The sequence below is a fragment of the Thalassiella azotivora genome (assembly GCF_054781695.1).
Map to the genome: position 1 here is coordinate 84,898 of NZ_BAAGTX010000014.1, position 26,611 is coordinate 111,508.

The following is a 26,611-nucleotide window of genomic DNA, read 5'->3' on the forward strand; positions in this document are numbered from 1 at the left end:
GAGGTCCCGGTCTCACCGTGATTCAGATGCTCGCCCGAGGTGCTTGATCTTCTCGAAGGGGTGCAGGGCGATGCACGTGACCACCGTCCCGTACGCCGCCAGGAAGATGAGCATGGGCAGCGTCAGTCCGTCGTCCCCTCCCCCACCGGTCGCCAACAGGACGAGGACCACGGGCGGTAGCGACATGATCGTGGCGCCGGTGCACCAGAAGGCGACCAGCTCGTTCGCTCGACGACACAGCTCGGGGTCGTGTCGCACGTCCGGCGGCACCGAGTAACCGACGCCTGGCGTGCACACGTGGCCCCGGTACCCGGTCACCGCGGCGAGTAGCGTGGCAACACCCATCAGGACGAAGACGCAGAGGACGACGAGCGTGCTCACGATGCTCCTTGAGGGAAGCGAGTTGGTCGCGATCTCGCCTTCCCGTGCGAGGTCCGCACGGGAAGGCGAGAGCCTAGTCTGATGGTCAGGACCGCCAGCGGATGAGCATGGCGATCACAGCATGGATGGCCTTCTGCTTGGCCCACGGTGGAACCACTCGCCACAGGACGCCACCGACTTCGCCTACCAGGCAGCCGATGACTGCGTTCCAGACGTAGGTCTTGAAACTCGACTTCTTGCCGGCGAGGATGTCCGACAGTGCGGTCGTCGGGACACTCGAGAGCGCGCCGCGGGCGCACCACGCAGCCGCAGCGATCGCCACAGCGGGAATCGCCACGGCCTCGGTCTGCTCTTGCCCCTTGTCCCCGGGGAGGTCCAACCCCGGCGAGTCGGTCGGCGTCGAACCTGCGTGCCCCGCCTCGATGCCACGCCGGAGGTCCTCCTCGCTGAGTGTGAACGAGACCGCCTCGCTGGTAGCCACCGGATCGGTCGGGCGCTCCCCCGGTAGGGGTGAGACGGCGACGGCCGCCGACGCGGTGGAGATCGTCAGTGCAATGGCGACGGTCACGACGCCGGCTACGGGCTTCGAGTACGCACTCAGCAACTTCATCAGGACCCTTGTCTGGAAGACGACGCACGGCTGCCCCTTGCCGTCTGGGACGAGAGGGCAAGGGGTAGCCGCAGATCGCGGTGGTCGTGTGGAGGTGAGCTGGCTAGGCAACCGGCCTTCCAGCGCCAGTGAACCTAGCCATTGACCATGGCAAGATCAAATCGAGACCGGACGTCGCCGAGGACGCACGTAGGGGGCGCCATGGCTGTGCCTAGCCCGTGCCGTCGGCCCCCGCAGTGCCGGCCGGCGAGGGGACGGTCGGCGTGGGGCTGGGCTCCGGCGCGCACACGACCCGGTTCTGCGCGGAGTAGCGGGTCGTGAACTCCTCCGTCTTGACGGTCTGGCCGCCCTGCTTGAACACGCGGGTGATGTCCACGTCGAAGCCGGACTGGGCGCCCTGCGCGGTGCAGTCGGGCGACGGGTCGTAGATGGTGCGCGGCTCGCGGTGGTTGTACCGCCCGCTCTTGCCGGCCTCGATGTCCCAGACCTTCGTGCTCCAGAACCGCGTGTGCACCTGCCCGCCCGCGACCCACGACTCGATGAGTACGCCGTAGTCGGAGTTGTTGCGGAACTTCAGGTCGACGTTGTTCCAGTTGACGGTGGCCTCGCGGCCCTCGGGGTACCGGGAGATGTACAGCGAGTGGGCCTTGTGCTCGACGTCCTCGAGGCCGGCGAAGAACATCCCGTTGAACAGGGTCGTGGCCATCTGCGACACGCCGCCGCCGACGTCGCTGATGAACCGGCCGCCGGAGATGGCGCCCGCCGCGTTGTAGCCCTTCTCCCGGGTGCGCTCCCCCAGCGTCTCGTTGAGGGAGAACGTCTCGCCCGGCAGCAGGAGCGTGCCGTTGACGGTGTTGGCCGCGATCCGCAGGTTCTCCGTGCGTCCCGCGTCCGGCGTCAGCCGGCTGGAGAACTCGGAGACGACCTCCTTGACGCCGAGGGCCTGCGCCTCCTCCGTCGTGAGCTCGGGCTCGGCCACGGCGGTGTCCAGCGTCGCCGTGCGCTCCGCCGAGGTCAGCGCGGGCAGCGCGGCCTGCGCGAGCTGGGCCGCGTCGATGGTGACGCCCGCAGCAGCCGGGACGACGACGGGCGCTCCGTCCTGGATGACGACCTGGGCGTCCTTCGGCTCAGCCTGGAGCGTCGGGTTGGCCGCGAGGACCGCGGCCTTGAGCGCCTCGCCGTCCACGCGCAGGGCCAGCTCGCCGTCCTCCGGCTCCATCGACAGGGCCGGCGCGACGGCCGCGGCGGGCAGCTCGGTCGGGACGTCGCCGACCACGACCGTCAGCGGCCCCGACGTCGCCGGCCCGGCGAGCTCCTCCACGGCGCGGTCCACCGCGTCGCGGCCGATCTCCGGTCGCTGGACGTCGGCGGGCAGGGCGATCGGGCCCGCGGACGGCCACTCCTCCTGCAGCACCTCGACGGCCTCGCCGGTGCGCAGCTCGCGGGCCTGCGACGGCTCGACCACGACCGGGGTCGCCCCGTCGAACGTCACGTCGCCCTCGACGACGTCGGAGCGCACCCGCCCGGCGAGGTCGTCGAGGACCTCCCGCAGACCGTCCTCGTCCGCCGAGGTGACGACGTCCGCCTCGGAGGTGCCGACGAACTGGCTCCAGATCCGGCGCGGGTCGAGGCTGAACCCCACGAGCCCGTCGACGGTGGCGGGCAGGTCCGCCTCGAGGCCCGCGGCGGTCGGGTCGACCTCGTCGCGGGCGTCGCCGACGGTGACGGGGTGCGGGTCGTCGAGCCGGGGAGCCAGCTCGGCCTCCAGGACGGCGAGGGCACCGGCCCGGTCCTGGCCGCCGACCTCCACCCCGGCGACGGTGGTCCCCGACGGGACGCGCCCGGAGACGGCCCAGGCGGTCACTCCGTACAGCACGAGCAGGAGGGCGACGACCCCGCCCAGCAGCCAGGGCCACGGCCAGGTCCAGGGCTTGTGCCACTCGCGCCCGTCACGCTCCCCCTCGGACACGTCGACCTGCTGCGTCGCCCCGACCGTCACTACGTCCCTCCGCACCCGGGCGACCCCCGCCCGGCGGGTCACCAGTCTAGGGGCCGAGCGCTGGTGCACCCGCCGGCGACGTGTGGAGGGTCTGCGCAGGTACCTCGGCTCAGGCCAGCCGGCGGTACCCGCTGCGGTGGTACACCAGCGGCCCGGTGCCGGTGTCGACCAGGCCGACGCCGACGACCCGGCCGACGACGATGCTGTGGTCCCCCGCGGGGTGGACGGCGTCCGTGACGCACTCCAGGGTCGCCAGCGCGTGGTCGAGCAGGGCGACGCCCGTGCGGGCGCCCCGGTGGTGGGCGACCCCGTCCAGCTGGCCGAGCACCGGGCGGCCGGGGCTGGCGAGCCACTCGGCCTCCCGGCGGGCGGTCTCGTCCAGGACGCTGACCCCCCACACCCCGGACTCCAGCACCGCGTCGTGGAACCGCGCGTCGGCCTCCACGCACACCAGCACCAGCAGCGGCTCCAGCGACACCGACGTGAAGGCGTTCGCCGTCATCGCGTGGTCGTGCGACCCGGCGAACGTGGTCACCACGCACACCCCGGTGGGGAACCGCCCGACGGCGCGGCGGAAGGTCCCGACGTCCACCGGGACCGGCACCGGGCCGTCCGGGGGTGCGGGCGACCTCTCGGTCCCGGCGCGCAGGGGCTCGCTCACCCCGCCAGGCTACGTGCGCGGCCGGTCGGCCCCGCGCTCCAGGGCTGCGAGGTCGATCACGGCCGGGTCGTCGGTGTCCGCCGGGGCGGCGGCGAGCAGGACGTCGGTGATCTCGTGCCCGATCAGCTCGTGGCGCTCCAGCAGGGCGTCGCGCAGCGCCGCCACCAGGTGCCGGTTGCGGCCGAGCAGACCGCGCACGTGGTCCCGCTGCTCCTGCAGCAGCTCCTCCACCATCCGGCGGCCGTCGCCGTCCGCGAGGACGCGGCCCACGAGGTTGGAGCCGGACAGCGCCGACCCCTGCACCGCCGCGAAGGACACGAGCGTCCCGCACATGCCCGCGGCACCGACCATCTGCGCCGCGACACCCGTGGCGTACTGCAGGTCGCCGCTCGGACCGGTCGAGACGTCGCCGAAGAACAGCTCCTCGGCCACCTGCCCACCCATCGCGATCTTGACGAGGTCGGCCAGCTCCGAGCGCGAGCGCGTGTAGACGTCGTCCGCGTCACCGTGCGCGAGCAGGCCGAGCGCGCTGGCGCGCTTGACGATGGTGAGGATCTCCAGCCGCCGGTGCGGTGCGACGAGGTAGGCGACCGTGGCGTGACCCGCCTCGTGCGTGGCGATGAGCCGCTTCTCGTGCTCGGTGTAGCCCACGGGCTGACCGAGACCCACGGAGACCACGAGCCGGGCCTCCTCCAGGTCCCGCCAGGTCATCTCGGTGCCCTCGCGGCGGATCGCGTTGACGAGCGCCTCGTCCATCAGGTGCTCGATCTGCACCGGGCTGTACCCCTGGGTCACCCCGGCGAGGGCGTCGCGGCGCTCGATGTCGTCGAGCTCGGCGGCGTGGGCCTTGCGGTCGAGGAAGTGGTCGATGATCTCGCGCCGGCCCGCCTTGTCCGGCAGGTCGAACGTGAGCCGCCGGTCGAAGCGGCCGGGACGCAGCAGCGCCGGGTCGAGGTCGTCCGCGCGGTTCGTCGCGGCGATGAGCATGACGTCGACGGGCTCCGGACGCGGCCGGGGCACCTGGCGGTGCGCGGGCAGGAAGAGGTTGACGGCGTCCACCGCCTTCGACTGCACCTTCTGCCAGCCGGTCGGCTCGTCGAACGACTGCATCTGCACGAGCAGCTCGTTGACGACCCCACCGACCCCCTCGGACGTCACCCGGGACACCACCGGCCCGGGCTCCGCCGCTCCCGCCGCGTGGGCCCACCCGGCCGCCGGTGAGACGCCCCCCACGGTCGGCAGGCCCTCCAGGCCCCCGCACCCCAGCAGGCCGGACGCCGGGTGCGCCACGGCCGACGAGCGCATCCCGCCGCGCGCGGTGGCGATGGCGTCGATCTCCTCGATGAAGCCGATCGCGCCGCCCTCCGCCCGGGCGGCCTTGCGCAGCGCCTTGAAGTACGAGCGGATCTTGCGGGCGGTGGCCCCGTAGTACATCGACTGGAACGAGGTGGCCGACACGAACAGGAACGGGACGCCGGCCTCCGCCGCCATCGCCTTGGCCATGTGGGTCTTGCCGGTCCCCGGGGACCCCTCGAACAGCAGTCCACGACGGGGGGTGCCGCCCATGTCCCGGCGGAAGCTGCGCCCGGCGAGGAACAGGTCCAGCGAACGGCCCACGTCCTCCTTCACCGGAGCCAGGCCCTTGACGTCGTCCATCCGCACGGAGATCTGCTCGGGACGGTAGGTCACGTGCGGCGAACGGCCCGCCGCCACCGTCGTGCCGAGCAGGACGACGACGAGGACGACGAAGAACACGCCGACCATGACGTACATCGGGTCGACCGCTGGCAGCGACGGCATCCCGACCGGGTCCCCGGTCAGCAGGCGGAACCACAGGTAGGCGGCGACCGGCGCGAGGACGAGCAGGACGCGCCCGATCCGGCGCTGGCGCGTGCGCTCGCGGGCCTGCCCGACGTCGGCGCTGTCCCGCCGCGGGGCCGGGCGGGCGGCGTCGGCACCGGTCGGCCGGCGGGTGGCGGCGGGTCGCGGTCGGGTCCTGCTCGGCGCTGGCACGGGTGGGCTCCTCTCGGCGTCCGCCACCCCGGCAGCGGGCCGGCGGTCACCCTGGTGGTTCCCCCGCTGGGGCGGGGTGAACCCCCATCACAGCCGCCCACCGCGCTCCGCGACGCCTGGTTCACCCACACGGCCCCGCAGCCGTCGCCCGACCGGCGCACCCGCGTCACCGAGCGTGCCGGCCGTCCAGCGGACCGGACGACGGCGGCCCGCCCGCCACCGCCACGGCGGGTCAGCCGGGCGGGTCAGCGGGCTGCTCAGCCGAACAGGTCGTCCGCCGGCGCGGCTGGTCCGTTGGGCCGCACCATCCGGTAGTGCTCGACCCCGGTCAGCGGCTGGTGGACGCCGTTGGACAGCGCGAACGTGCTCCCGGTGACCACGACCTGGGTGGCGTGGGCGCGCAGCGCCGCGACCTTCGCCGGCAGGTGGGGGGCGGCGTCCACGGTGGTGGTCACCTCGTCGTCGGGGACGAGCATGCTCGGCAGCGGGCCGTCCGGGTCCGGCGCCCGGGCCCCTGCGGCGGCCAGCGCGCGCCACGCGGCCAGCGTCGCCTCGCGGGGCGCGACGGTCCAGAAGACCCGGGGCACGGACCAGGGCTCGACCGCGTCCTGCTCGCCCGCGGCTGGGCCACGCACCGTCGCGCCGGGGTCCGCGGCCAGCTCCACCGCACGGGTCGTCACCTCGTGGGTCCGGACGTGGTCGGGGTGCCCGTACCCGCCACCGGGGTCGTAGGTCACCACCACGTGCGGACGGACCTGCCGGAGCACCCGGGCCAGGTGCGTGGCCGGCTCGTCGAGCGGCACCCGGGCGAACGCGTCGGCGGCGGTGTCCGGGGCGGGCACGACGCTGCCGTCCTCGGCGTACGCCATGCCCGAGTCGACGTACCGCGCCCCGGCGTCCTCGCCGAGGAACCGGTGGTCGCGCACGCCCAGCGCCGCCACCGCGTCCGCCAGCTCGCGCTCGCGGACGGCGGCCAGCGCGTCGCCGTCCCCCTCGAGGTGCGCGAGACGCGCCGGGATGACCTCGCCGCGCTCACCGCGGGTGCAGGTCACGAGCGTGACGTGCACCCCCTGCGCCGCGTAGCGGGCCATGGTGGCGCCGTTCTGGATGCTCTCGTCGTCGGGGTGGGCGTGCACGAGGAGCAGCCGCTGCCGCCCCGTCGTCGCGCTCGCGCCGCCGTCCACGTCGCTCAGCCCTGGGGGCGACGCGCCTTGCCGCGCTGCTTCTCGCGGTTGTTGGCGTCCAGGACGACCTTGCGGATCCGGACCGCGTCGGCGGTGACCTCGACGCACTCGTCCTCGCGGCAGAACTCCAGGGACTGCTCCAGGGAGAGCGCGCGCGGCGGCACGAGGCGCTCCAGCTCGTCCGCGTTGGAGCGGACGTTGGTGAGCTTCTTCTCCTTGGTGATGTTGACGTCCATGTCGTCGGCGCGGGAGTTCTCGCCGACGACCATGCCCTCGTACACCTCGGTCGTCGGGCCCACGAAGAGCGTGCCGCGCTCCTGCAGGTTCGCGATCGCGTAGGACGTCGCCGCGCCGGCCCGGTCGGCGACCAGCGACCCGGACGGCCGCGTACGCAGCTCTCCGAACCACGGCTCGTAGTCCTCGAACACGTGGTGGGCGATGCCCGTGCCGCGGGTCTCGGTGAGGAACTCGGTGCGGAAGCCGATCAGGCCACGGGACGGGACGAGGAACTCCATCCGCACCCAGCCGGTGCCGTGGTTCGTCATCTGCTCCATCCGGCCCTTGCGGACGGCCAGGAGCTGGGTGATGGCGCCCAGGTACTCCTCCGGGGCGTCGATCGTCAGGCGCTCCACGGGCTCGTGCACCTTGCCGTCGACCTCACGGGTGACGACCTGCGGCTTGCCGACGGTCAGCTCGAAGCCCTCGCGCCTCATCTGCTCGACGAGGATCGCCAGCGCCAGCTCGCCGCGGCCCTGCACCTCCCAGGCGTCGGGGCGCTCGGTCGGCAGGACGCGCAGCGAGACGTTGCCGACCAGCTCGCGGTCGAGCCGGTCCTTCACCAGCCGGGCGGTGACCTTCGCACCCTTGGTGCGGCCGGCCAGCGGGGAGGTGTTCGTGCCGATGGTCATCGAGATCGCGGGCTCGTCGACGGTGATCAGCGGCAGCGGCCTGGGGTCCTCCGGGTCGGCGAGCGTCTCCCCGATGGTGATCTCCGCGATGCCCGCGATGGCGACGATGTCGCCCGGGCCCGCCTCCTCGGCGGGCTTGCGGTCCAGCGCCTCCGTCATCAGCAGCTCGGTGATCTTGACGCGCTGCTGGCTGCCGTCGGCGCGGCACCAGGCGACCTGCTGGCCCTTGCGCAGCGTGCCCTGGTGGACCCGACACAGCGCCAGGCGGCCGAGGAACGGCGACGCGTCGAGGTTGGTGACGTGCGCCTGCAGCGGGGCCTCGTCGTCGTACACCGGAGCGGGGACGTGCTCCATGATCGTCCGGAACAGCGGCTCCAGGTCCTGACTGTCCGGCAGCCCCCCGTCCGCAGGCCGCTCGAGCGACGCGCGCCCGGCCTTCGCCGAGGCGTACACGATCGGGAACTCGATCTGGTCCTCGGTGGCGTCGAGGTCCATGAACAGCTCGTACGTCTCGTCGACGACCTCGGCGATCCGCGCGTCCGGCCGGTCGACCTTGTTGACCACGAGGACGACGGGCAGCCGGGCGGCGAGGGCCTTGCGGAGCACGAACCGGGTCTGCGGGAGCGGTCCCTCGGAGGCGTCGATGAGCAGGCAGACGGCGTCCACCATCGACAGGCCGCGCTCGACCTCGCCGCCGAAGTCGGCGTGCCCGGGGGTGTCGATGATGTTGATCGTCACCCCGCCCTCGGGCGCGGACGGCCCGGTGTACCGGACGCCCGTGTTCTTGGCGAGGATCGTGATGCCCTTCTCGCGCTCCAGGTCGCCGGAGTCCATCGCCCGCTCGTCGACGTGCTGGTGCTCACCGAACGAGCCGGACTGCCAGAGCATGGCGTCGACGAGGGTGGTCTTGCCGTGGTCGACGTGGGCGACGATGGCGACGTTGCGGACGTCGTCGCGGGTGCGCGTGGGCATGCGGGGGCACTCGTTCCGGGAGGGGGTTGGAAGGTCCATCGTAGAGGCCGGGTCGCGGTCGCCCGGACGCGGCGACGGCGAGCCTCCTCCCGGCCGCCCCCGGTCAGGCCTCCTCGACCCACCCGTCGTGCTCGTCCGCCAGCCGCTCCAGGTGCTCCCGGCGGGTCGGTTCCGCGGCCAGCGCGACCACCCACTGTGCGTCCTCGGCGTCGTCGTCGCCGGCGAGCGCCTCCCGGTGGACCTCGGCCGGGACGCCCTCCGCGAGGAGGTGGTCGCGGACCGCCTCGGCCGCCTCGCGGTCGCCGACGACGACGAGCAGCACGCGACGGTCAGCCGCGCGACGCGCGCCGGTCCCCCGCCGCGGCGGGGGCGCTCGCCGGGGAACGGGTGCCGGTGCCGTTGCCGCTGCTGCCGCTGGTCGCGGCGGTGTCGGCCAGGTTCTCGCTGACCCGCTCCGTCAGGTGCTCGAGCTCGCGCAGCTGGCGGCGTCGGAGCATGGTGCTGTGCTCGTGCCGCAGCACCTTCACCAGCGAGACCATCATGAGGATCATCACGAGGCTGAACGGCAGGGCCGTGATGATCGACGCGGTCTGCAGCGCGGAGAGGGCGTTCGCGCCCGACGCCGCACCGACCACGAGCAGCACCGCGGCCACGGCGCCCTCGAGCACCGCCCACAGCACCCGGCTCCACACCGGCGGGTCCGGGTCGCCCCCGGAGGCGAGCATGTCCACGACGAGCGAGCCGGAGTCGGACGAGGTGACGAAGAAGGTCACGATGAGCAGGATCGCCACGCCGACGATGACCGAGCCGCCGGGCAGTCCGTCGAGCATCCCGAACAGGGCCGCCTCGGTCCCGACGGTGCCGTCCTCGCCTACCAGGCCGCCGCCACCGAAGATCTCCCGGTACAGCGCCGTGCCACCCATCACCGAGAACCACAGGAAGCTCACGAGCGTCGGCACCACGAGCACGCCGGTGACGAACTCGCGGATCGTCCGCCCGCGCGAGATCCGGGCGATGAACACCCCGACGAAGGGCGCCCAGGAGATCCACCAGCCCCAGTAGAACGTCGTCCAGGCGGCCTGGAACGCCTCGCCCTCCTCGCCGCGGAACGCGCTGACGTTGAACGTCAGGCGGACGACGTTGGCGAAGTAGTCGCCGAACGACTGGACGAACTCGCGCAGCAGGAAGATCGTCGGACCGAGCACGAGGACCGCGAGCAGGATCGCGACGGCCAGCCCCATGTTGACGTTCGACAGCCACTTGATCCCGCGCCCCAGGCCGGTGACGACCGACATCGTGGCGACCGCCGTGATCCCGACGACGAGACCGACCTGCAGGGCGGTCGTGCTGTCGGCGATGCCGGTGAACTCGAAGCCGGCGGCGATCTGTGCGACCCCGAAGCCCAGGGACGTCGCGACGCCGAACACGGTCCCGACGACGGCGACGACGTCGATCAGGTCGCCGAGGCGGCCCTTGACCCGGTCGCCGAGCAGCGGCTCGACCGCCCACCGGATCGAGACCGGACGACCCCGCCGGTGCACGGCGTAGCCGACGGCGAGGCCCACGACGACGTAGATCGCCCACGCGTGCACGCCCCAGTGCAGGTACGTCTGCGTGATCGCCTGGGCCGCCGAGGCCTCGGTGTCACCCTCGAAGCCCGGGCGCGGGGCCACGAAGTGGTTGAGCGGCTCAGCCACGCCCCAGAACACCAGGCCGATGCCCATCCCGGCGCTGAACAGCATCGCGAACCAGGAGCGCAGGCCGAACTCGGGGGCCTGGTCGTCCCGGCCGAGCCGGATGTCGCCGAAGCGGCTGGCACCCACCCACAGGCAGAACACGACGAACGCGGCGATGAGCAGCACGTAGTACCAGCCGAGGCTGTCGATGATGCCGCTCTGGACGCCCCCGATGGCCTCCCCGGCCGTCTCCGGCGCGATCGCCGCGAAGAGGACGAAGCCACCGATGAGCACGAGGGCGGGCCAGAACACGTACGGCGCGATGCTCCCCCGCCCGATGCGCACGCCGCCGGTGTCGTGGGGGTCCCCCGCCGTCGCCGGCGGGCTGTCTGCTGCTCGGGTCACAGTGGGCCTTCCGTCTGGGGACAGTCCGGCCCGCGGGCGGTCGACCACCGTGACGGGGAGGGCGGACGGCCAACAGGCCGTATCCGACCATGACCGGACCCGGGCCCTGCTCGCAACTCGAACCGGGGGCGGTGCCGGGACCGTCACGAGACCGTCACGCGGGCCGGGGCCGTCCCGCCTGCCGATCACGTCATGGTCACGTCGCGGTCACGCGCCGGCGCGCGGCGGTGCCAGCCCCGCGACGGCGCGGACGACGGGTACGTCCGCGGGCAGCCAGGGCACCACGGACCAGTCGTCGAGGCGGACGACGCGCAGCAGGTCGTGGTCCTCGAGCGGCTGGGGCACCCCCGCGGTCACGACGGCGAGCCACACGCGCATCACGTGCCGCGGTGGCAGGTCCCAGCCCACGCCGTCCGGGGCGACGACCTCGGCACCGAGCCGGACCTCGACGCCGAGCTCCTCGCGCACCTCGCGGTGCAGCGCCGCGACGGGGTCCTCCCCCGGCTCGACCTTGCCGCCGGGGATCTCCCAGCCGCCCGCCAGGTGGGCGGGCTCCGTGCGCCGGGCGGCGAGCAGCGTGGTCGGGCGGTCGACGTCGTCGACCAGGGCCGCGCCCACCACGGGCGCCCGGCCGTCGGTCGGCGTGACGCCGTCGGGTCCGGGGTCGGGGCTGGTCACCGGGCCACCTTGGCACGCGTGGACGTTGACGGCGCCGCGCGGGTGCACGAGCGTGGGCCCGTGGCACGACGACTCGAGCGGGACGAGATCACCCGGCAGCTGGCCGACCTGCCCGGTTGGACGTCCCAGGGGGAGGCGCTGACGGCCTCCTACACGGCACCGGCGTTCCTCACCGGCGTCGAGCTGGTGCGGTCCGTGGCGGAGGTCGCGGAGGAGATGGACCACCACCCGGACATCGACATCCGGTGGCGGACGGTCCACCTGTCGCTCAGCACCCACTCCGCGGGCGGCGTGACCCAGCTCGACGTCGAGCTCGCCCACCGGGTCGCGCAGGAGGCAGCCCGGCTGGGGGTCGAGGTCGTCGAGAGCCCGGGGCACCGGGCGCCGCAGTGAACCGGGGCCCGGTCGAGGCGTCGCTGGCCGCACGGCTCAACCGGCTGCGGGCCGGGGTCCTCGGCGCCCAGGACGGCATCGTCTCCACCGCGGGGCTCGTCGTCGGCGTCGCCGGGGCCACCGCCGACCGCGGGACGCTGCTCGTCGCCGGGCTCGCCGGGGTCGTCGCCGGGGCCCTGTCCATGGCCGGGGGCGAGTACGTCTCCGTCAGCGCCCAGCGGGACACGGAGGCCGCTGCCCTGGCCCGGGAGCGCCACGAGCTGGAGACGATGCCCGCCCAGGAGCTGGCGGAGCTGACCGCGATCTACGTGGACCGCGGCCTGCGTCCGGACCTCGCGGCGCAGGTCGCCCAGGACCTCACCCGCCGCGACGCGCTGGCCGCGCACGCCCGCGCCGAGCTCGGCATCGACCCGACCGAGCGCACCGACCCGTGGCAGGCGGCCTGGGCGTCGATGCTCGCCTTCACCGTGGGGGCGCTGCTGCCCCTGGCCGCCATCGCCCTGCCGCCCGACGCGGCCCGGGTCCCGGTGACCGTCGTCGCCGTCACCGTCGCGCTGACGGCCACGGGCGTCCTCAGCGCCGTCGCCGGGGGCGCCCCGCGGGCGCGCGCGGCGGCCCGCAACGTCGTCGTCGGCTGGCTGACCATGGGCGTCACCTACGCGATCGGCACCGCCGTGGGCTCCGTCGCGCTCTGACCGGTGCGCCGCGCCGCCGTCCCCGGCGGGGACGACGGCGCGGCGGCGGTCAGGCGCCGTGGACGGCGGTGACCTTCGTGTTCACCTCGGCGAAGTGGCACGCGGCCACGTGCCCGCCGGCCTCACCGTGCGGGAGCAGCTTCGGCTCCTCCGTGGCGCAGATGTCCTGCGCCTTCCAGCAGCGGGTGCGGAACCGGCAGCCGGACGGCGGGTTCAGCGGGCTGGGCACGTCACCGGCGAGGATGACGCGCTCGCGCTTGCGCTCCGCCTCCGGGTCGGCGGTCGGAGCCGCGGACAGCAGGGCCTGGGTGTACGGGTGCATCGGGCGCTCGTACACGTCGTCCTTCGAGCCGACCTCGACGATCTTGCCGAGGTACATGACGGCGACGCGGTCGGAGATGTGCCGCACGACCGACAGGTCGTGGGCGATGAACATGTACGCCAACCCGAGCCGGTCCTGCAGGTCCTCGAGCAGGTTCACCACACCGGCCTGCACCGACACGTCGAGCGCGGAGACCGGCTCGTCGAGGACGAGCATCTTCGGCTCGAGCGCCAGGGCGCGGGCGATGCCGACGCGCTGGCGCTGGCCGCCCGAGAACTCGTGCGGGTACCGGTTGCCGTGCTCGGGGTTGAGGCCGACGAGCTCGAGCAGCTCGGCGACCCGCTTCTTGCCCCCGACCTGGTCCCAGATCCCGTGGATCTTCAGCGGCTCGCCGATGATGTCGTTGACCGGCATCTTCGGGTTCAGCGAGGCGTACGGGTCCTGGAAGACGATCTGCAGGTCGCGGCGGACGGCGCGCAGGTCCTTGGCGTCCAGCTCGGTGAGCTCCTTGCCCTCGAACCGGACCGAGCCCGCGGTGGGCTTGTGCAGCTGCAGGACGGCGCGTCCGGTCGTGGACTTGCCGCAGCCGGACTCCCCGACGACACCGAGCGTCTCCCCCGCGTCGACGTGGAAGCTGACCCCGCTGACGGCCTGGACGTGCCCCACGACGCTGCGCAGCAGGCCCCCGCCCTTGACCGGGAAGTTCATCACCAGGTCCCGCACGGTCAGCAGGTGCGCGTCCGGGTCGACCGCCCCGGGCTCGCGCTGCGGGTGCTCGTCGGTCTGGACGCTCATCGGGCGATCTCGCTCTCGGTGCGGAAGAAGGCGGTCGGGTCGCTCTCCTCGGCCAGCCGCTCCCAGTGGTGGCAGGCGGCCACGTGCTGGTGGTCGTCGACGGGCCGCAGGGCCGGCTCGTCGCTGCGACAGACGTCCGTCGCCAGCGGGCACCGGGGGTTGAACGGGCACCCCTGCGGCAGGTTGATCAGCGAGGGCGGGGCGCCCTGGATCGGCCGCAGCCGCTCCTCGTCACCGGCCAGGTCGGGCATGGAGCCGAGCAGACCCGCCGTGTACGGCATCCGCGGCCGGTAGAAGACGCTGTCCGTGTCGCCGATCTCCACCGGCCGGCCGGCGTACATGACCAGCACCCGGTGCGCCATCCCCGCCACGACGCCGAGGTCGTGCGTGATGAGGACGATGGCCGCGTTCACGGCGTCCTTGACCTCGATGAGCTTCTCGAGGATCTGCGCCTGGACGGTCACGTCGAGGGCCGTCGTCGGCTCGTCGGCGATGATGACGTCGGGGTTGTTGATGACCGCCATCGCGATCATCGCCCGCTGCCGCATGCCGCCGGAGAACTCGTGCGGGTAGTTGCGCAGACGCTGCTTGGGCTGCGGGATGCCGACGAGGTCGAGCATCTCCTCAGCGCGGCCGAGAGCCTGCTTCTTCGTCATCACCTCGTGCGAGCGCACCGCCTCGGCGAGCTGGTCGCCGATCGTGTAGACGGGGTTCAGCGCCGTCATCGGGTCCTGGAAGATCATCGCGATCTTGCTACCGCGCAGGGAGCGCTGCTCCTTAGGCGACATGGTCAGCAGCTCCTGGCCGCGGAAGGCGATCGAGCCCCTGATGCGGGCGGTCTTCGGCAGCAGCCCCATGACCGCCATCGAGGACACCGACTTGCCGGAGCCGGACTCCCCGACGATGCCGAGGACCTCCCGCTCACGCAGCGAGTAGGACACCCCGCGGACGGCGTTGACCACGCCGTCCTCGGTCGGGAACTGCACGGTGAGGTTTTCGACCCGCAGCAGCTCGGTGTCCGTCGGCGGGCGGATCGCCTGGTCGGTCGACCCCCACCCGCTGGTGATCAGGGTCTGACCCGCCTCGGCGCCGACGGGGTCGCCGTGGCCGCTCGGTCCGGGGTTGCGACGGGGGACGGTGGAGTCGGTCATCAGGCACGCACCCTGGTCTGTCGGGGGTCGAAGGCGTCACGCAGGCCGTCGCCGATGAAGTTCACGGCGAGGGCGATGGCGACGATGAACAGGCCGGGCCACCAGAACAACCAGGGGCGGGTGCTGAAGGCCGTTTCGTACAGAGAGATAAGCGAGCCCAGCGAAGTGTCCGGTGCCTGAACACCAAAGCCCAGGTAGCTGATCGCGGTCTCGAGAAGGATGGCGGACGCCACCGCGAGGGTCGCCGAGACGATGATGACCCCGAGCGTGTTCGGCAGGATGTGCCGGAAGATGATGCGGCTGCTCTTGGCGCCCATCGCCTGGGCGGCCTCGACGAACTCCTTCTCGCGCAGCGAGAGGAACTCACCGCGCACCAGCCGGGCCAAGCCGGTCCAGGTCACCAGGCCGAGGACGATCGCCAGCGGAACGATACCGGCGGAGCCGTAGCGTCGGCCGAGGACCGCCGCGATGACGAGGACCGGGATCGTGATCATGACGTCGGTGAAGCGCATCAGCACGCTCTCGACCCAGCCGCGGAAGTACCCGGCGAAGGCGCCGATCACGGCGCCGGTGACGGTCGCGACCAGGCCCACGATGAAGGCGATGACGATCGACTGCTGGGCGCCGCGCATCGTGAGCGCGAAGTAGTCGCGGCCGATGTCGTCCTGGCCGAACGGGTTCGCGCCGATGCCGAGTCCGTCACCGTCCACGAAGGAGGGCAGCACGTCGATCGTCGGCCGGCCGCCGTCGATGACGGCGCCGGTGGAGTAGTAGTTCTTGTCCCACCAGCCGGGGATCCCGGCGAAGCCGAGCGACGAGAACGCCAGCACGATGATGATCGCGAGGGCGACCATGCCTGCGAGGGCCCCGCGGTGGCGGAAGAACCGCCGGCGGACGAGCTGGCCCTGGGTCATGGCCTGGATGGCCATGCCCTCGGCGGCGGTGTCCGGGGCCCCGCCGGCTGGCGCCTGCTTCGCGTCGACGGGGTCGTCGGGGTTGTCCCGTGGTGCCGGGTTCGCCGGGGTCTCCGGAGTGCCGGGCATCGGTGTCGTGTTCATCCTGGGGAGCTCCTGGGGACGTCCGGGTCAGGACAGGCGGATGCGGGGGTCGAGGTAGGCGTAGAGGATGTCGGCGACCATGTTGAAGATCACGATCGCCGTCCCGGTGACGAGGAAGAAGGCCATCACCGGGTTGGGGTCCACCTGCTCCAGCCCGTTGGCAAACAGCGTGCCCATGCCCCTCCACGCGAACACCTGCTCGGTGATGACCGCCCCGCCGACGATGGCGGCGAAGTCGAAGGCCATCAGCGTCGTGACCGGAATGAGCGCGTTGCGGAAGGCGTGGCGCATGACCACGGTGCGCTCGGTCAGGCCCTTCGCCCGGGCGGTGCGCACGTAGTCCTGGTTCATCACCTCGAGCATGCTCGAGCGGGTGTACCGGACGTAGGTCGCGAAGGAGATGAGGATCAGCGCCAGCGTCGGGAGGATGACGTGGGTCTGCTTGTCCAGGAAGACCTCCCAGAAGTCCCCGCGGAAGTTCGGGGTCTGGGAGCCGACCGTGGACACGATGCGCCCGCCCACCATCCGGCTGTACGTCGGGACGGCGTCGAGCACGTGGTGGACGAAGATCGTCAGACCGGTGAGGAGACCGGTGAGGACGGAGACCTTGATCGCCTGGGCGCCGTCGATCTCACCGCCGACCACCTTGCCGATGACCGCGCTCACGGCGACGGTGATGGCCACCAGCGCCAGGATGTGCCACCACGTGGGGTTGATCAGCACGGGCCCGGTGGCGAAGTAGGAGACGATCCCCGCGGCGGCGGTCGCCAGGGCGGCGTACAGCACCTTGCGCCGGGTGAACCCGGCGATGAGCAGCGTGGAGAGGAACGCGAAGCCGACCGCCAGGACGGCGACGGCCCCGATCCCGAGCCCGGGCTCGGCGAACCAGCGGGTGCTGGACAGGAAGAACAGCACCAGCGCGGTCGCGACGGCGGCACCGGCCAGGACGGTCAGGCGACGGGACCGGTTGCCGCCGATGACGGCCATCCAGAACAGCCCGCTCACCACCGACAGGACGACGATCGCGGGGAGCGGGATCACCGGGTCGGAGAGCCAGTTGTTGAACTCGATCGCTGCGTACTGCTTGAGCATCACCGCGACCCAGAAGATCGGTAGCGAGAAGAAGAGGAACGACGCGAAGGTGATCGAGTAGTCGAAGCCGCTGTACTGGCGCAGCGCGGTGACGATGCCGATCCCGACGCCGAGGATGATGGCGAGCACCGCGGCGGTGACGACGAGCTGCAGGGTCGCGGTGAGGGCCTGGGCCAGCAGAGCGCTGACGTCCTGCCCGTTGCGGTTCACGCCGAGGTCGCACCCGGCACCGGGCACGAGGCACTTGGAGACCCCGCCCAACCAGCCGAGGTAGCGCTGGGCGACCGGCTGGTCGAGGCCGAGGGCCTCGGTGCGGGCCGCGATCTTCTGGTCGCGGTTGGGCGACTGGTCCGTGTAGAGGTCCTCCAGCGGGTCACCCGCGTTGGCCGTCAGGACGTACATGAGGAACGTCGCGGCCAGGAGGACGAAGAACGACACGAACAGACGTCGAACGATGAAGACGAGCACCGGTCGGACCTCCGGTCAGGGAGCTTGTGGCTCCAGGGGACAACACACGGTAGAGCAGGGGCCGGGAGCGACGGGCTCCCGGCCCCTGCGGGTGGCGACGGTCAGCCGCCGGTCACACCGAGCGGCGTCAGGACGCCACGTTCCACTCGTGCATGTTCCAGGTGATGTCCGACTGCGACGGCTGGTACTGCACGCCCTCGAGGTTGGAGTCGAAGGCGATGACACCCGGGAAGGCGAAGATCGGGATCGTCGCCAGGTCGTTCCACAGGATGGTCTCGATCTGCTTGATGAGCTCCTGCTGGGCGTCCAGGTCCGGGGTGACGTTCAGCTCGCTGACGAGCTGGTCCACCTGCGGGTTGGAGTACTTGCCGTTGTTGTTGCCGCCGTTCGTGACGAACGTCGACGAGGAGCCGGTCACCAGCGGCGAGCCGGCCCAGGCGAACAGGGCCACGTCGAAGTTGCCGTTGGCCAGGCCGTTGCCGAAGAAGTCCTCCTGGCCGGCGTCCTGGACGTCGAAGCCGGCCTGGTTGCAGGAGTCGCGGATGAGCTGGACCACTGCGGTACGACGCGGGTTCGGCGTCTGGTAGCCGATGCGGACGGTGGTGCCGGCCGCGCCCTTGGCGTCGAGGATGGCCTTGGCGCCGGCGACGTCGACCTGCTCGTAGCTGCCGTCGGTGATGGCGCTGGCCACGTCCTCGTACTCGGCCTGGAACGGGAACACGTAGCGCGAGTCCATGACCTGCGCGTTCGGGTTCACGGGCTTGATCAGGTTGTCCACGATCGTCTGGCGCGGGACGCACAGCGCGAACGCACGACGCAGCTCCGGGTCGGAGAAGGCGGACCCGAAGTTGAAGTCGAGGTGCTCGTAGGTGTAGTCCTCGCCGCCCTCGACGGTCACGGAGTCACCGATGGCCTCGAGCTGCTGGACGATGTCGACCTGCGGCTGCGGGGCGATGAGCTGGACCTCGCCGTTCTGGAGGGCCTGCGCCTGCTGCTCACCGGAGATGATCCGGATGACGACGTCGCTGGCCTTCGCCGGGGTGCCCCACCACTCCTCGTTCGCCTGGAGCGTGAGGGACTGACCGGCCTCCCAGCCGACCAGCTTGTACGGGCCGGCCGAGGGGATGATCTCCTCGTTCAGCTCGCCCGGGTTGAACACCCAGCCGGTGTTGTAGAACTCGGCCGCCGGGGTCAGGGCCTCGGTGTCGTCGGCCTCGATGGCCGCGATGAGGTCCTCGGTGCCCGACTGCTCCTCCACGATGTGCGCCGGCATGATGCCACCGGCGCCGAACATCGAGATCCAGTCGGCGAACGGCTCGGTGTAGGTGATCTCGAGCGTCTTGTCGCCGTCCTCGCAGGAGGGCTTCTCCATGAGCTCGTACCCGGTGGTGCCGGCCGTGGAGAACAGCAGGACGTCGTTGCCGTCCTCGTCCACCTCACCGGTGGTGTACGCGCCGGAGTTGGCCGCCCACGTGAGCAGCATGTCGTCGCAGTCGATCGGCTCGCCGTCGGACCAGGTGGCGTCCTCGTTGATCTCGTAGGAGACCGTCAGCGGGTCGTCGCTGGTCTTCTCGAAGGTGCCGAACTCCTCGTCGGGCTGGACGCTGCCGTCCGCGCCGAAGAACCAGAAGCCGCGGAGCACCTGGTTGAGGACGATCGTGTTCTGGACCGCGTTCTCCTCGGCGGTGTTGTTGTTGTACGAGCCGAACTCCTGCTCGTACGCCACCGTGACGGTCTGCTGCGTGGTGCCGTCGCCCGCCGCGTCGTCCTCGGTGTCGTCGCCGCCGGTGGAGCAGGCGGCCAACGCCATCGAGCCGGCGGCGAACAGCGCCACGTACTTGGCGCCCTTGCGCATGCTGCTCAAGGTGGGGGTCCTCCCTCTGGGTGCTGCGGGTCGGGGCGGTGACCGCCCCGGAACGGCGCACGCGCGCCGGCCCGCTGTTGGGTCGCCGCAAACAAACACCACGTGTGACAGCACCCGCAAGGACTCGCCCAGGGGTGTTATCGAGATGAGACCACCCGGTGGCCGGGCCGGGACCGCGCCGTGACGCGGGCACCCGAACGGCTCACACGTCGCTCAGGCGGTGCTCACACGTTGAAGCGGAACTCCACGACGTCGCCGTCCGCCATCACGTAGTCCTTGCCCTCGATCCGCACCCGGCCGCGGGCCTTGGCCTCGGCCATCGAACCGGCGTCCACGAGGTCGTCGAAGGAGACCACCTCGGCCTTGATGAAGCCGCGCTGGAAGTCGGTGTGGATCACACCGGCCGCCTGGGGCGCCGTCCAGCCGCGTCCGATGGTCCAGGCGCGCGTCTCCTTCGGCCCGGCCGTGAGGTAGGTCTGCAGGCCCAGGGTGTCGAAGCCGATCCGGGCGAGCTGGTCGAGGCCGGACTCGTCCTGCCCGATGCCGGCGAGCAGCTCGGCGGCCTCCTCCGGGTCCAGCTCGGCGAGCTCGGACTCGATCTTGGCGTCGAGGAACACCGCCTCGGCCGGCGCGACGAGGGCCTGCAGCCGCGCGCGCAGGGCGTCGTCACCGAGCTCGTCCTCGTCGAGGTTGAAGACGTAGATGAACGGCTTGGTGGTGAGCAGCTGCAGCTCGCGCAGCCGGTCGGGGTCGATGTGGCGGCCACCGGCGAAGAGCGTGTCGCCCTTCTCCAGGACCTCCTGGGCCTGGCGGGCGGCCTCGAGCAGCGCGGCGTCGGCCTTCTTGCCCTTGACCTCCTTCTCCAGCCGCGGGACGGCCTTCTCCAGGGTCTGCAGGTCGGCGAGCACGAGCTCGGTGTTGATCGTCTCGATGTCCGAGGCGGGGTCCACCCGGCCGTCGACGTGGACCACGTCGGGGTCGTCGAAGGCGCGGATGACCTGGCAGATCGCGTCGGCCTCGCGGATGTTCGCGAGGAACTTGTTGCCCAGCCCCTCCCCCTCGCTGGCGCCGCGCACGATCCCGGCGATGTCCACGAACGACACGGTGGCCGGGAGGATCCGCGCGCTGCCGAAGATCTCGGCCAGGACGGGCAGGCGCGCGTCCGGCAGCGGGACGACACCGACGTTGGGCTCGATCGTCGCGAACGGGTAGTTCGCGGCGAGCACCTCGTTCTTCGTCAGCGCGTTGAAGAGGGTGGACTTGCCGACGTTGGGCAGTCCGACGATTCCGATGGTGAGGGCCACGGGGACAGCAGCCTACCGGCGGTGCACGAGGACGACGTACCCAGAGGTGAGGTCCTCCGGGGCGCCGTCCCAGCCGGCGTGCGCGGCCACCTCGGTCAGCCCGGCGGCCGCGCAGCACTCCCGGTAGCGCCGCGGGGTGACCTCCCGGTCCGCGGCGAACCCGGCGACGAGCAGACCGCCGGGCCGCAGCCACCCGGCCAGGTGGGCGACGACGTCCTGCTCCGTCCCCGGCGTCAGGTAGACGACCACGTTGCCGGCGAGCACCACGGCGTCCACGGGCGCGTCGACGTCCTCGGCCGCGACGTCGAGGAGGTCCGCGTGGTGCCACGTCAGGTCCGGAGCGCGGCGCCGCGCCTCGGCGAGCATCGACCCGTCGAGGTCGACGCCCACGACCCGGTGACCGCGACGGGCCAGCTCGCGCCCGACGCGGCCCGTGCCGCAGCCGCCGTCCACCACCCGGCTGCCCGGCTCCAGCAGGCGGTCCACGAAGTCGGCCTCACCGTGGACGTCGGCCCCCGAGGCCTCGAGCGCGTCGAAGCGGGCCGCGTACTGCGCGCCGCGCGTGCCCCCGGTCTCGGCGAGCCAGCGGTTGGCGGGGGTGTCCTGGTGCGTCACCGGGCCATCATCGCCGCCGCCGTCGCCCACCCGCCCCCGCAACTCGCCCCCGCAACCCGCCGTCCCCACCCTGCCCCACCCGCCCACCCCCTGCCGAGTCGGACGAACACGCCGCCGGTGCGCGCGCCGCGACGGCGCGTCCGTCCGACTCGGCGCGCCGGCGACGGCGCTGTCGCCGGCTGCTGCCACAGTCCGGGGCATGGACCTGCTGCCGATCCTGCTCGCCCTCCTCGCCGGGACGGCGCTCGGTGCCGTCGGCACCGCCGTCGCCCTGCGCGGGCGCTCCTCCGACCGCCTGGCCGCCACGACGGCCGGGCTGACCGCGGAGCGCGACCTGCTCCGGGAGCGCGTGCAGCACCTGGAGACGGCGGCGCGCGAGGACGCCGAGCTCGCCCTGGCCCTGGCGCCGCTCACCTCGAGCCTGGCACGCGTCGAGCGGCAGGTCGCCACGCTCGAGCGTGACCGGGTCGACCAGTTCAGCCGCCTCGACGCGCAGCTGACGGCCGTCCAGGCCTCCGGCGAGGCGCTGCGGGCGCAGACCGCCGCCCTGGCCGGCGCCCTGCGCTCCCCCAACGCCCGTGGCGCCTGGGGGGAGGTCCAGCTGCGCCGCGTCGTCGAGCACGCCGGGATGCTCGCCCGGGTCGACTTCACCACCCAGGCGACCGGGGTCAACGCCGCCGGTCAGCAGGTCCGGCCGGACGCGGTCGTCCACCTGCCCGGTGGCAAGCACGTCGTCGTCGACGCCAAGGCGCCGCTCGCCTCGTTCCTCGAGTCGGCCCAGGACGAGCGGCCCGACGAGGACGGTCCGACGGCCGCCCGACGGCGCTCCCAGGCCACCGCCGCCCACGCCAAGGCGCTGCGGGGGCACGTCGACGCGCTCGCCGCCAAGGAGTACTGGACGGCGTTCACGCCCGGTCCGGAGCTCGTCGTCTGCTTCGTCCCCGGCGAGTCGTTCCTCGCGGCCGCGTGCGAGGCCGACCCCGGGCTGCTCGAGCACGCGATGGGGCGGCGGGTCGTCCTCGCGACCCCGACCACCCTGCTGGCGCTGCTGCGCACCGTCGCCGTCACCTGGCAGCAGGACGCCCTCGCGGGCAGCGCGCGCGAGCTCCACGAGGTCGGCCAGGAGCTGTACCGGCGGCTGGCCGGGCTCGGGGGGCACGTCGAGCGGCTCGGCCGGGCGCTGCACCGGGCGGTCGAGGACTACAACGGCATGGTCGGCAGCCTCGAGCGTCGCGTGCTCGTCACGGCCCGGCGGATGCACGACCTCGGTGCCACCGACGACACCCTGGACGCGCCCGAACCGCTGGAGACCGCGCCGCGACCGCTGGCCGCCCCCGAGCTCGTCGAGCACCGTGACGACCCGGACGACGACCCGCGGCACGGCACCCGGGACGGCCGCGCGGTCGCCGCGTCCTGAGCATGACCGCCAGGACGGCGAGCGCCCCGCCGCGGCGTGGGGCGGCAACCGTCAGCTGCGGGGGGCGGCGGCCTTCAGGTCACGACGGAGCTCCTTCGGCAGGGAGAACATCAGGTCCTCCTCCGCCGTCCGGACCTCCTGCACCTCGCCGTACCCGCGCTCGGCGAGCCAGGCCAGGACGTCCTGCACGAGGATCTCCGGCACCGAGGCCCCCGAGGTCACGCCGACCGTGGTGACGCCGTCCAGCCAGGTCTCGTCGATCTCCCCGGCGTGGTCCACCCGGTGGCTGGCACGTGCACCGTGCTCGAGCGCCACCTCGACCAGCCGCACCGAGTTCGAGGAGTTCGCCGAGCCGACCACGATGACCAGGTCCGCCTGCGGGGCGATCTTCTTCACCGCGACCTGGCGGTTCTGCGTGGCGTAGCAGATGTCGTCGCTCGGCGGGTCCTGCAGCGAGGGGAACCGCTCGCGCAGCCGGCGCACGGTCTCCATCGTCTCGTCCACGCTCAGCGTCGTCTGGGACAGCCACACGACCTTGTCGGGGTCACGCACCGTGACGCCGTCCACGGCGTCGGGGCCGTCGACGAGCTGGACGTGCTCAGGGGCCTCCCCCGCGGTGCCCTCGACCTCCTCGTGGCCCTCGTGGCCGATCAGGAGGATGTCGTAGTCGTCGGAGGCGAACCGGACGGCCTCCTTGTGCACCTTCGTCACCAGCGGGCACGTCGCGTCGATGGTCTGCAGCTGCCGAACGGCCGCCTGGGCGTGCACCGCCGGGGAGACGCCGTGCGCGGAGAAGATCACCCGCGCCCCCTCCGGGACCTGGTCGGTCTCGTCGACGAAGACCGCGCCGCGCGCCTGCAGCGTCGTGACGACGTGCTTGTTGTGCACGATCTCCTTGCGCACGTACACGGGGGCGCCGTAGTGCTCCAGGGCCTTCTCGACCGCGACGACCGCCCGGTCGACGCCGGCGCAGTAGCCGCGGGGGGCTGCGAGCAGGACGCGCCGGTCCCCCGCGGCTGCCGCAACGGGGGCGCCGTCGGGGGCGGAGGAGGCGGTCGGGGTGCTGGGGGCGGGACGGTCCGTCTGGGCTGTCACCCACCCATCGTAGGTTCGACCCGTGGACCCGTCCCAGCCGGCGCCTCGGCGCACCCTCCCGGAGACCGCCGCCGACACCTCGGCGGACACCCCGTGGCCGGTCCGGGTGCTCACCCTCAAGATCAGCGACTACGTCGCCCGGATGCCGCCGGTGTGGGTCGAGGGTCAGCTCGTCGAGGTGCGGACGCGTCCGGGGGCCACCACCGCCTTCCTCACCCTGCGCGACCCGGACGTCGACATGTCGCTGCCGGTGACCTGCCACGTGCGCGTCCTCGCCGGGCTGGGTGACGTCGTCCGCGACGGCCTGCGGGTCGTGGTCCGGGCGAAGCCGGAGTTCTGGACGAGGCGGGGGACGCTGCAGCTCAACGCCGTCGACATCCGCCCGGTGGGCGTCGGCGAGCTGCTCGCCCGGATCGAGCACCTCAAGCGGGTCCTCGGGGCGGAGGGCCTCTTCGACCCCGGGCGCAAGCGCCCGCTGCCCTTCCTTCCCCGCACGGTGGGGCTCGTCTGCGGCCGCGCGAGCGCCGCCGAGCGCGACGTCGTCGTCACCGCCCGGCACCGGTGGCCCGGAGTGCGGTTCGAGGTCCGCGAGGTGGCGGTGCAGGGCGTGGGCGCCGTCGAGGCGGTCGCGGGGGCCGTTGCCGACCTGGACGCCGACCCGGAGGTGGACGTCATCGTCGTGGCCCGGGGCGGCGGCTCCCTGGAGGACCTGCTGCCGTTCAGCAACGAGGCCCTCGTGCGCGCCGTCGGCGCCTGCCGGACCCCCGTCGTCAGCGCCATCGGGCACGAGGTCGACTCCCCCCTGCTCGACCTCGTCGCCGACGTCCGGGCGTCCACGCCGACCGACGCCGGTCGCCGCGTCGTCCCCGCGGTGGCCGACGAGCTCGCCGGTCTCGGCGCGACCGTGCACCGGCTGCGGCGGACCGTGCGGTCACGCGTGGACGGCGAGACCGCACGGCTCGAGGCGCTGTGCGCACGCCCCGCGCTGGCGCGCCCCACCGTGCTCGTCGACGCCCAGCGCGAGCACGTCGACGCCGTGCTGGCTCGTGCGCGCCGGGCGGTCACCGTCCGCCTCGACCGCGCCCAGGACGAGGTGCGCCACCTGCAGGCCACGGTGCGGGCGCTGTCGCCGCAGTCGACCCTCGACCGCGGCTACGCCGTCGTGCAGGCCGCGGACGGCGAGGTGCTGCGCGACGCGGGGCGCGCCGTCGCCGGGGACGAGGTCAGGGTCCGGCTGGCCCGGGGCCGGCTCGCCGCGCAGGTGACGTCGGTGACCGCGGACCCCGACGACCTAGGGTGAGCACGTGAGCCCCCGCCGCAGCCCGTCGCCGCAGGAGGCCGACACCACGACCGACGAGGTGACCGACGAGGTGACCGACCCGGCGTCCGCGCCCCCCGGGAGCTCCTCGGACGAGGCAGCCGACGAGCGAGCCGGCGACGACCTCGAGGGCCTGACCTACGAGCAGGCGCGGGACGAGCTCGTGCAGGTGGTGCAGCGGCTGGAGACCGGTGGCGTCGCCCTGGAGGAGACCCTGGAGCTCTGGGAGCGCGGGGAGGCCCTCGCCCGCCGGTGCCGCCGCTGGCTCGACGGCGCCAGGGCCCGGCTCGACGCCGCGGTCGCCGCCGAGGGTGACTGATCCTCCCACGCACCTTGGCGCGCACCGGGTGGCCCGCCGCGCGGCGCCCGGCCGACGGTGCAGGCGGGTGCCACGCCGATAGCATCGGAGCGGCACCGCGCAGGTACCCAGCGCCACCACGGCCGCCGCCGGGAGGCGCTCCCGACGACGAAGGAGTCGCCCCGCATGACGCTGCCCCAGGACGCCGCGACCACGACCACGGTCCCGCAGGAGCTGGCCGTGGCCCAGGAGGCCCCGGACCGCAACCTCGGCCTCGAGCTCGTGCGCGTCACCGAGGCGGCCGCGATGGCCGCCGGGCGCTGGGTCGGCCGAGGGGACAAGAACGGCGCCGACGCCGCGGCCGTGAACGCCATGCGGGCCCTCATCGGCACCGTCGAGATGGACGGCGTGGTCGTCATCGGCGAGGGCGAGAAGGACGAGGCGCCGATGCTCTTCAACGGCGAGCGCGTCGGTGACGGCACGGGAGCGGCGTGCGACGTCGCCGTCGACCCCATCGACGGGACGCGGCTGACCGCCCTGGGCATGCCCAACGCCGTCAGCGTCCTGGCCGTCGCCGAGCGCGGGTCCATGTACGACCCGAGCGCCGTGTTCTACATGGACAAGCTCGCCACCGGACCCGAGGCCGCGGACGCCGTGGACATCCGGCTGCCGGTGAAGGAGAACGTCCGGCGGATCGCCAAGGCCAAGGGCTGCTCGGCCGAGGACGTCACGGTCGTCGTCCTGGACCGGCCCCGGCACGACGACCTGGTCCGCGACATCCGGGAGACCGGCGCGCGGATCAAGCTCATCACGGACGGCGACGTCGCGGGCGCGATCATGGCGGCCCGCGAGGGCACGGGCGTCGACCTCATGCTCGGCGTCGGTGGCACCCCGGAGGGGATCATCGCCGCCTGCGCGCTCAAGTGCCTGGGTGGCGTCATCCAGGGCCGGCTGTGGCCGACGGACGACGCCGAGCGCGAGCGGGCGCAGGACGCCGGCCTCGACCTGGACGCCGTGCTGGCCACGGACGACCTGGTGAGCACCGACAACTGCTACTTCGTCGCGACCGGCATCACCGACGGCGAGCTGCTCACCGGCGTCCGCTATCGGCGCGGCGGGGTGCGTACCCAGAGCCTGGTGATGCGCTCGAAGTCGGGCACGATCCGGCTGATCGACAGCGAGCACCAGCTGTCGAAGCTGCAGGCGTACTCGGCTGTCGACTTCACCCGGGCGGGCTGA

General features: G+C 72.9%; 24 protein-coding genes. 6 read left to right on the forward strand and 18 right to left on the reverse strand.

Annotated features, from left to right (window positions below; genetic code table 11):
* Nucleotides 1-12 precede the first annotated feature (12 nt).
* The 10 genes from ACYVQV_RS11380 to ACYVQV_RS11425 form a co-directional block, all read right to left on the reverse strand.
* A complete protein-coding gene (locus ACYVQV_RS11380; RefSeq protein WP_461023399.1) occupies nt 13-381 on the reverse strand; it encodes a hypothetical protein in 369 nt (122 codons plus the stop codon).
* An 85-nt stretch (nt 382-466) separates the two neighbouring features.
* Nucleotides 467-991 carry a hypothetical protein gene (locus tag ACYVQV_RS11385; RefSeq protein ID WP_461023400.1) on the reverse strand — a complete coding sequence of 175 codons (525 nt, stop codon included), beginning with the start codon at nt 989-991 and terminating at the stop codon, nt 467-469.
* A 211-nt stretch (nt 992-1,202) separates the two neighbouring features.
* Nucleotides 1,203-2,990: a VanW family protein gene (locus ACYVQV_RS11390; RefSeq protein WP_461023401.1), complete on the reverse strand. Its 1,788-nt coding sequence runs from the start codon at nt 2,988-2,990 to the stop codon at nt 1,203-1,205.
* 109 nt (nt 2,991-3,099) lie between these two features.
* Entirely contained in the window at nt 3,100-3,651 is a 552-nt protein-coding gene (locus tag ACYVQV_RS11395; protein WP_461023402.1) for a flavin reductase family protein, read from the reverse strand.
* Between the two features lie 9 nt (nt 3,652-3,660).
* A complete protein-coding gene (locus tag ACYVQV_RS11400) occupies nt 3,661-5,664 on the reverse strand; it encodes an AAA family ATPase (RefSeq protein WP_461023403.1) in 2,004 nt (667 codons plus the stop codon).
* Nucleotides 5,665-5,921: 257 nt separating this feature from the next.
* Nucleotides 5,922-6,848: an N-acetyl-1-D-myo-inositol-2-amino-2-deoxy-alpha-D-glucopyranoside deacetylase gene (gene mshB / locus ACYVQV_RS11405; protein ID WP_461023404.1), complete on the reverse strand. Its 927-nt coding sequence runs from the start codon at nt 6,846-6,848 to the stop codon at nt 5,922-5,924.
* A gap of 5 nt (nt 6,849-6,853) precedes the next feature.
* Entirely contained in the window at nt 6,854-8,728 is a 1,875-nt protein-coding gene (typA, locus tag ACYVQV_RS11410) for a translational GTPase TypA (protein WP_461023405.1), read from the reverse strand.
* 103 nt (nt 8,729-8,831) lie between these two features.
* Nucleotides 8,832-9,050, reverse strand: a complete 219-nt coding sequence (locus ACYVQV_RS11415; protein WP_461023406.1) for a hypothetical protein — start codon at nt 9,048-9,050, stop codon at nt 8,832-8,834.
* 7 nt (nt 9,051-9,057) lie between these two features.
* Complete coding sequence (locus tag ACYVQV_RS11420; RefSeq protein ID WP_461023407.1) at nt 9,058-10,809, reverse strand: BCCT family transporter; 1,752 nt, start codon at nt 10,807-10,809, stop codon at nt 9,058-9,060.
* Between the two features lie 207 nt (nt 10,810-11,016).
* Nucleotides 11,017-11,487 (reverse strand): (deoxy)nucleoside triphosphate pyrophosphohydrolase, encoded by a 471-nt coding sequence (locus tag ACYVQV_RS11425; protein ID WP_461023408.1) that lies wholly within the window; start codon nt 11,485-11,487, stop codon nt 11,017-11,019.
* Between the two features lie 60 nt (nt 11,488-11,547).
* On the opposite strand from ACYVQV_RS11425, the gene ACYVQV_RS11430 reads away from it, so the two are divergent.
* Together ACYVQV_RS11430 and ACYVQV_RS11435 are read left to right on the forward strand one after the other, a co-directional pair.
* The gene (locus ACYVQV_RS11430; protein ID WP_461023409.1) at nt 11,548-11,880 is read left to right on the forward strand and encodes a 4a-hydroxytetrahydrobiopterin dehydratase; all 333 of its coding nucleotides are present in this window, start codon (nt 11,548-11,550) and stop codon (nt 11,878-11,880) included.
* Nucleotides 11,877-12,575: a VIT1/CCC1 transporter family protein gene (locus ACYVQV_RS11435; RefSeq protein WP_461023410.1), complete on the forward strand. Its 699-nt coding sequence runs from the start codon at nt 11,877-11,879 to the stop codon at nt 12,573-12,575. Before ACYVQV_RS11430 ends, ACYVQV_RS11435 begins: the two co-directional genes overlap by 4 nt.
* A 49-nt stretch (nt 12,576-12,624) precedes the next feature.
* On the opposite strand, the gene ACYVQV_RS11440 is transcribed toward ACYVQV_RS11435, so the two are convergent.
* The 7 genes from ACYVQV_RS11440 to ACYVQV_RS11470 form a co-directional block, all read right to left on the reverse strand.
* Nucleotides 12,625-13,692: an ABC transporter ATP-binding protein gene (locus tag ACYVQV_RS11440; protein WP_461023411.1), complete on the reverse strand. Its 1,068-nt coding sequence runs from the start codon at nt 13,690-13,692 to the stop codon at nt 12,625-12,627.
* On the reverse strand, nt 13,689-14,843 hold the full coding sequence (locus ACYVQV_RS11445; protein WP_461023412.1) for an ABC transporter ATP-binding protein: 1,155 nt from the start codon (nt 14,841-14,843) through the stop codon (nt 13,689-13,691). The genes ACYVQV_RS11440 and ACYVQV_RS11445 overlap by 4 nt, the downstream gene beginning before the upstream one ends.
* Nucleotides 14,843-15,901 carry an ABC transporter permease gene (locus ACYVQV_RS11450; RefSeq protein WP_461023413.1) on the reverse strand — a complete coding sequence of 353 codons (1,059 nt, stop codon included), beginning with the start codon at nt 15,899-15,901 and terminating at the stop codon, nt 14,843-14,845. Before ACYVQV_RS11450 ends, ACYVQV_RS11445 begins: the two co-directional genes overlap by 1 nt.
* 27 nt (nt 15,902-15,928) lie before the next feature.
* Nucleotides 15,929-17,461: an ABC transporter permease gene (locus ACYVQV_RS11455; RefSeq protein ID WP_461023414.1), complete on the reverse strand. Its 1,533-nt coding sequence runs from the start codon at nt 17,459-17,461 to the stop codon at nt 15,929-15,931.
* Nucleotides 17,462-17,588: 127 nt separating this feature from the next.
* A complete protein-coding gene (locus tag ACYVQV_RS11460; protein WP_461023442.1) occupies nt 17,589-19,316 on the reverse strand; it encodes an ABC transporter family substrate-binding protein in 1,728 nt (575 codons plus the stop codon).
* 233 nt (nt 19,317-19,549) lie between these two features.
* Entirely contained in the window at nt 19,550-20,629 is a 1,080-nt protein-coding gene (ychF, locus tag ACYVQV_RS11465) for a redox-regulated ATPase YchF (RefSeq protein ID WP_461023415.1), read from the reverse strand.
* A gap of 12 nt (nt 20,630-20,641) precedes the next feature.
* Entirely contained in the window at nt 20,642-21,244 is a 603-nt protein-coding gene (locus tag ACYVQV_RS11470; RefSeq protein ID WP_461023416.1) for a class I SAM-dependent DNA methyltransferase, read from the reverse strand.
* A gap of 199 nt (nt 21,245-21,443) precedes the next feature.
* Here ACYVQV_RS11470 and ACYVQV_RS11475 point away from each other — a divergent pair, with 199 nt between their 5' ends.
* The gene (locus tag ACYVQV_RS11475; RefSeq protein ID WP_461023417.1) at nt 21,444-22,661 is read left to right on the forward strand and encodes a DNA recombination protein RmuC; all 1,218 of its coding nucleotides are present in this window, start codon (nt 21,444-21,446) and stop codon (nt 22,659-22,661) included.
* 51 nt (nt 22,662-22,712) lie between these two features.
* Here the strand turns inward: ACYVQV_RS11475 and ACYVQV_RS11480 are convergent, their stop codons facing one another.
* Nucleotides 22,713-23,756 carry a 4-hydroxy-3-methylbut-2-enyl diphosphate reductase gene (locus ACYVQV_RS11480; RefSeq protein ID WP_461023418.1) on the reverse strand — a complete coding sequence of 348 codons (1,044 nt, stop codon included), beginning with the start codon at nt 23,754-23,756 and terminating at the stop codon, nt 22,713-22,715.
* A 22-nt stretch (nt 23,757-23,778) separates the two neighbouring features.
* Here ACYVQV_RS11480 and xseA point away from each other — a divergent pair, with 22 nt between their 5' ends.
* The 3 genes from xseA (at nt 23,779) to glpX (ending at nt 26,611) form a co-directional block, all read left to right on the forward strand.
* Entirely contained in the window at nt 23,779-25,056 is a 1,278-nt protein-coding gene (gene xseA, locus ACYVQV_RS11485) for an exodeoxyribonuclease VII large subunit (protein ID WP_461023419.1), read from the forward strand.
* 70 nt (nt 25,057-25,126) lie between these two features.
* Nucleotides 25,127-25,393: an exodeoxyribonuclease VII small subunit gene (locus ACYVQV_RS11490; protein WP_461023443.1), complete on the forward strand. Its 267-nt coding sequence runs from the start codon at nt 25,127-25,129 to the stop codon at nt 25,391-25,393.
* A 165-nt stretch (nt 25,394-25,558) separates the two neighbouring features.
* Nucleotides 25,559-26,611 carry a class II fructose-bisphosphatase gene (gene glpX, locus ACYVQV_RS11495; RefSeq protein ID WP_461023420.1) on the forward strand — a complete coding sequence of 351 codons (1,053 nt, stop codon included), beginning with the start codon at nt 25,559-25,561 and terminating at the stop codon, nt 26,609-26,611.